3 protein-coding genes are annotated in these 5,743 nt (G+C 63.2%); all 3 read right to left on the bottom strand.

Going from position 1 to position 5,743, the window contains the following annotated elements:
• Positions 1 to 134: 134 nt before the first annotated feature.
• The 3 genes from M0954_RS22465 to M0954_RS22475 all read right to left on the bottom strand — a co-directional run bounded on the left by M0954_RS22465 (position 135) and on the right by M0954_RS22475 (position 5,674).
• Positions 135 to 2,618 carry a fused MFS/spermidine synthase gene (locus M0954_RS22465; RefSeq protein WP_297355568.1) on the bottom strand — a complete coding sequence of 828 codons (2,484 nt, stop codon included), beginning with the start codon at positions 2,616 to 2,618 and terminating at the stop codon, positions 135 to 137.
• A 230-nt stretch (positions 2,619 to 2,848) separates the two neighbouring features.
• Complete coding sequence (locus tag M0954_RS22470; RefSeq protein WP_297355565.1) at positions 2,849 to 4,531, bottom strand: arylsulfatase; 1,683 nt, start codon at positions 4,529 to 4,531, stop codon at positions 2,849 to 2,851.
• Between the two features lie 66 nt (positions 4,532 to 4,597).
• Positions 4,598 to 5,674: an HAD family hydrolase gene (locus M0954_RS22475; RefSeq protein ID WP_297355566.1), complete on the bottom strand. Its 1,077-nt coding sequence runs from the start codon at positions 5,672 to 5,674 to the stop codon at positions 4,598 to 4,600.
• Between the last annotated feature and the right edge of the window lie 69 nt (positions 5,675 to 5,743).

Consider the following 5,743-nt stretch of genomic DNA (forward strand, 5'->3'; position numbering starts at 1 on the left):
GACCATCGAAATGCATGCGAAGGTGCTGTCTGCAAGGTAAGCACGGCGGGGAAAAAAATGCGTAAGCGTTCCCGAGGGCGGCCGGGAGCCGCTTAGAGGATTCCAGGCGATGCGAGCGTGCGCCGACGTTCGCCTTAGCCAGCGTCTCCGACGAACCATCGATAGTAAGGGTTCCGGCTATCGTCGCGCATCACGCTGCCAATGTCCCTGGCCCACGCCTCGCGGTCGCCGCGGTACGCATCGAGCGCAGCGCCGTAGAACGTTTGCAGTGTGCTGCGTTCGGCCTGCATCGCACTACGGAACGTGTCGTCCGCGCCCACGAACGGTGGCGCGCTGCTCAACGCCATCATCCGCGCCAGCACTTTCGGAAACTCGTCCTCGCGCACCCAGGGTGCGTATTCGATGCGAGGCTGGTCATCCGTCACCGGCTGGGCGTCTGCGGCGTAATACGCCAGTCCCGCGCGATCGGTCACCCACGTCGCTAGCAGCGCGGCCGGGGACGCGATGCCGACTTCGCGCAATGCCGCGGCAACGCTGGGTTGCGCGAAACGCTCCCGGATGCGTGGCACATCGAGTTCGATCGGCTGCATCGAGCCCATCAGCATCATTTCGTGCAGCTCAGTGGTCCATAGGGCCGCATAAGGAAACACCTGCACGAAACTTTGAATCAGCGCGCGCGTGTCTTCCTCGTTTTGTGTCGCAATAGGCAGCCATTGGGCGACGATGCCACGAGGCGCGAGACGTGCCGCACTCAGTCGATAGAAGTCCGAAGAGTACAGATTGACGACCCCAGCTGCCGAGGGAGGAGGGGGCTCCAGTGTGATCAGGTCGTAAGTCTGAGCGTTGCTGAGGAGTTCACGGCGCCCGTCGAGCAAGCGGATCTGCATGCGAGGATCGGCGCTTACCGCCTCGTTGCCGCTGAACTGCGGCACCGCGCGCACGACCGCGGGCAGTAATTCCGCCACCACACGCCGCTCGAGGCCCGGGTACGTCAGCAGCGCGCCCGCAGTGATACCGGTGCCCATGCCGATCACGAGCGCCGAACGCGGTGGGTCGCGTTGGATCAGCAACGGCAGCAGGGCCTGCAGACGCATATAGCGTAGCGAGGTCATCGCGTCGCCAGAGTTCGACACACCCTGGATATAAAGCCGCTTGAAGTGATGTTCGCCGGAGTCCTGAGCGACGACGGCGACCGTGCCACCCGCGCTTTCCTCGTAGAAACTCAGGTGGCCGCCGTGCGCCTCTGCGAGCAGTGTGGCGAGGCGATCCGCTGGCGTAAGCACGGCGGCGCTTGCCGCAACGACGCCGAGCAGAGGGACGGTCCAGCGCGCAAGCCTCTGCACGCCAGAGCCGCGCAGCACCGCGACCAGACCTACCAGGCATGCCATTATGGCCAGCGCGCCCAGCGTACGAATCAGCCCTAACGCCGGTATCAGCACGAAGCCGGCGAGCAGCGTGCCGATGATCCCACCCGCGGTATTCAGCGCGACGACGACGCCTACGTCGCGCGATACATGAGCTTTGTCGACGCAAAGACGCAACGCGAACGGGAATGCAGCGCCCAGCAATACGGTCGGGACGAACACGACGAACAGCGCGGCCACCGCAAAGCGGGCGCACATGGCAACGAGCAGGCTGCCGGTTGCATGCAGCGCAGCGTTCGACGCTTGAGCTTGCCACGGCGACAGTCCGTGGCCGAGACAGGCGATTTCGAGCAGCGCCACGAGACCCGCGGCCGCGATCAGGAGTGCGAACGTGCCCCAAGGATCACGGACACGGTCGACGCGACGCGCTACGAGTGCGCTGCCTAGCGCGAGTCCGCATAGATAGGTGGCCAATACGATGGCGAAGGCGAACGCCCGGGTGCTGATGAATTGCACAATAGCCTGCGACCAGACCACCTCGTAGCCGAGCGCGATGCCACCGGCGACGGCATACAGGCCGAGTGCAAGATACGGACGGCCGGTTGAAGTGACAGATAACGTGCTTGTCGAAGGGGCGTCAATGCCGCGAATGGTTCTTGCCTGTGCCGAAACAGCGACGCCTTTGCGGCTCGCAAGCAGCATGGCGAGCAGCGCAGCGGCCACATTCAGCGTGGCCGCTGCGCACGCGCTGCCCAACACACCGAAAGTGGGAATCAGCATGAACGGCGCGGCCAGCGTGCCAGCGATAGCGCCCGCGGTATTGGCAGCATAGAGGCGCGCCCCGTTCCTGCCGATCAGGTCCGCGCGCGGCGCGAGCGTGCGCATTAGCACCGGCAGCGTTCCCCCAAGCGGAATGGCTGGCAGACCGACCAGCGCGAAGGGCAGCGCCCACGCCAGCGGCCCTGCGTGATCCTGCAGCGAGGCGAACAGCCCAGCCGCGTGCGCGAGACCGACGGTGCCTGCTAGCGCCAGAAGCAGCACACCGCCTTCCAGAGCGGCGTAAAGAAGCAGCGGCTGCGCACTGCGATCCGCAAGCCTTCCGAAGATCCACCCGCCAAGTGCGAGCCCAGCGAAAAACGCGCTGATGCCAATGGTGACCGCTTGCACTTCCACGCCCACCACGAGCGAGAGCTGTTTGATCCACAGTACCTGATAGATCAGCGCTGCAGCACCTGAGGCGAACAGAAGCAGCATCGGCCACGCGACGGCGAGCGTGGTCTGCACGGCTTGCGTAGCAGACACGGTCGGTACGGAGTCGCGCGGCATGGCGCGCCGCTGCGAACGCTCGAGTTCGCGCCGTTCGCGGCGCGAGGTTTTCGCGTGAGGAGCCAGGGTGTCGGTCATAGGGAGCGCTCAGATCAGTCGGGAAAGTGCCGCGGCCGCCAGCGTGTCACTGGCTGGCAGCCACGGCAACGACGGCGGCTTTATTCCAGTCCGCGTTTCTTGAACGACTCGTCGATCTTCTTGTCGACCTGGCGGCGCACCCCGTCGACGCTGAAGCTCGCTGGCCGCTGGCTTGGCGGATACTGGACGAATGTCTCCAAAAACGTGGACGCTTTCATCGTCGCGATGCCGTCCAGGTATACGTTTTTCGTTAGCCAGTCGTTGTACTGGTCAGAGGTGATGTCCGCTCGCTCATAAGGATCCATGCGCAGGTTGAAGAGTTTCGGCAACCTGAGGCACACGAGTGGGTCTTGCCAGATGTTCAGATTCCCGGGCGTGCGCTGCTCGCAGAACACTGCCTTCCAGGCCGTGCCATCCTGGTCCCATCGCATCGCAACGAGATCTCCATCGTCATCGAAGTAATAAAACTCGGTGCGCGGATCCTTCGTCGTTTTGCCCGTCAGGAAAGGCAATTGATCGTAGCCGTCAAGATGCACCTTGAAGGACGTGCCGCCGGCCTTCGGCGCCCATCCCTTGAGCAACCGGTCCTTGACCCCGGTGTCGCCGGCAGCGTCGAGCAGGGTCGGGAACCAGTCGAGTCCGGCGAACATCTGGTTGGAGACCGATCCCGGTTTGATGTGACCTGGCCAGCGTACCATCGCGGGCACACGGAACGCGCCTTCCCAGTTCGAGTCCTTCTCGCTACGGAACGGGGTCATGGCGGCGTCAGGCCAACTAAACATATTGGGTCCATTGTCCGTGGTGTAGACGACGATCGTATTGTTGGTGATCTTCAGGTCATCGAGCAGCTTTAAAAGTTTGCCGACGTCCTGATCGTGCTCCCACATGCCATCGGCGTACTCGTTGCCGGCCATGCCGCTCTTACCCCTGAATTCAGGCCGCACATGCGTGAACACGTGCATGCGCGTGTAGTTCATCCACACGAAGAACGGCGTTCCCGCTTTGGTCTGCTTGGTGATGAAGTCCGCGGCGTGCTGGCCGGTATCGTCGTCGATGGTCTCCATGCGCTTTGCCGTCAGCGGCCCGGTGTCCTCGACCTTGCCGTCAGCCGTGCTATGGATCACCCCGCGCGGCGAAAAGTTCTTCACATACGGGTCGTTCTTGTCCTTCGGCCAGTAAGGACGCTCGGGTTCTTCTTCGGCGTTCAGGTGATACAGGTTGCCGTAGAACTCGTCGAAGCCGTGATTGGTCGGCAGATACTCGTTCTTGTCACCGAGGTGATTCTTGCCGAACTGGCCGGTGGCGTAGCCGAGCGCCTTGAGCGCCTGGGCAATCGTGATGTCGCCTTTCTGCAGCCCGACCGGCGCGCCCGGTGCACCGACCTTGGACAGCCCCGTGCGTAACGGCACCTGACCAGTGATAAACGATGAGCGTCCGGCCGTGCAACTGTTCTCGGCGTAGTAGTCCGTGAACATCATGCCTTCGCTCGCGATGCGGTCGATGTTGGGTGTCGAGTAACCCATCAGCCCATGCGTGTAGGCGCTGATATTGGATTGCCCGATGTCGTCGCCGAAGATCACGAGGATGTTCGGTTTGGCCGACGTCTTCGCGACCGGTTGCGAGGCAGGTCGCGGCGCCGCATTGGTCGGCTGGGACTGCGCCGGCGATTCGGTGGGCGGCAGCAGAATCAACGTACAGATCGCGGTGAGGGCGACCAGCGATACCCCCGCCGCGTAGCACCTCTTTCGAAGAAACAGTCTCATCGTATGGCTCCAATGGAGTTGACTCTCGTCTTCCCGTGGCCCGGCCCAGGGCGTTGCGGGTTGTTTCTACTGCTTCGGTTCGGGATAAACCGCATTCCAGTCGTCCTTCATGCTCACTACGGTCCAGCCGCGTGCGATCGCCTCGTCCCACGCCTTGTCCAGCCTCGCCAGCTTCGATTGACGGTCGTAGGCGAACTCGCGCGCCGCATCGTCGTGGTGGGCCAGCAGTTCGAGCGATTCGCCACTGCCGCCGGCGGTGTACTCGAGCATTTGCAGGTCGCCATCGGAATTGCCGAAGGCAAGAATCGGACGGCGGCCGATGTTGCGATAGATGCCAACCGGCTTGCCCGGACCGTCGTCCACGAAATCGAGCTTCGGCAAGCGCACCAGCACCGGGTGGCCGTCGCGCAGTTCGTATTTCACCGCCTGGCTGGAGCCGATCACCTGCTCAGGCGGAATGCCGTAGACCTGCTGGGACCAAGGCCGCATGAAGTCGATCGTGCCGCCCGAAACGATGTAGGTCCTGAAACCGCTAGCCCGCAGATAGGCGAGCAATTCAAGCTGCGGCTGATACACAAGCGCGGTGTACGGCCGGTTGAGTTTCGGGTCACGTGCGGTTGCCAGCCAGTTGCGCACGGTCTGGTCGTACGCGTCTACTGTCATGCCGCTATTCGCAGCGGCGATCAGCTGCAGCAAGTCCTTCTGGTGGGTGGCGAGCGCCGCGCTGTCGTGCGCGATTAACGCCTTGAAGGCCGGGTTGCTTTTCCATTCGGGATGATCGGGCGCTGCGGCCTTGACCTGGTCCAGCAGGAAGACCAGCTGGAAGGGGATGGGCTGCTCGCTCCACAAGGTGCCGTCGTTGTCGAACACGGCGACGCGCTGCGCCGGAGGCACGTAGTTCGGCGCACCCTCGTGCGTGACATCGGCGACGAACTTCAGTATCGACTGCTTCGCTGCGCCGTTGCGCCAGGAGGGTAGCGGGTCGGTCGTGCTCGACACGCCGGTCTGCGCGGCGCCCGGGCCATTGCCTGAGCCTGCGCCTGCGCAGCCGGCCAGCGTCAGTACAAGCATCAACGCAAACAATGCGTGGCCGATCTGGCCGGCAGCATGCTGATTCCAGCTGCGACGGTTCAGGCAATCCATTCGAACTCCTGCTTATATGGCACGGGCTTTACGGTCCACAAATGAAGCAGCGCTAGAGTCAGCAACCGC

The sequence above is a fragment of the Paraburkholderia sp. genome (assembly GCF_026225065.1).
Classification (GTDB): domain Bacteria; phylum Pseudomonadota; class Gammaproteobacteria; order Burkholderiales; family Burkholderiaceae; genus Paraburkholderia.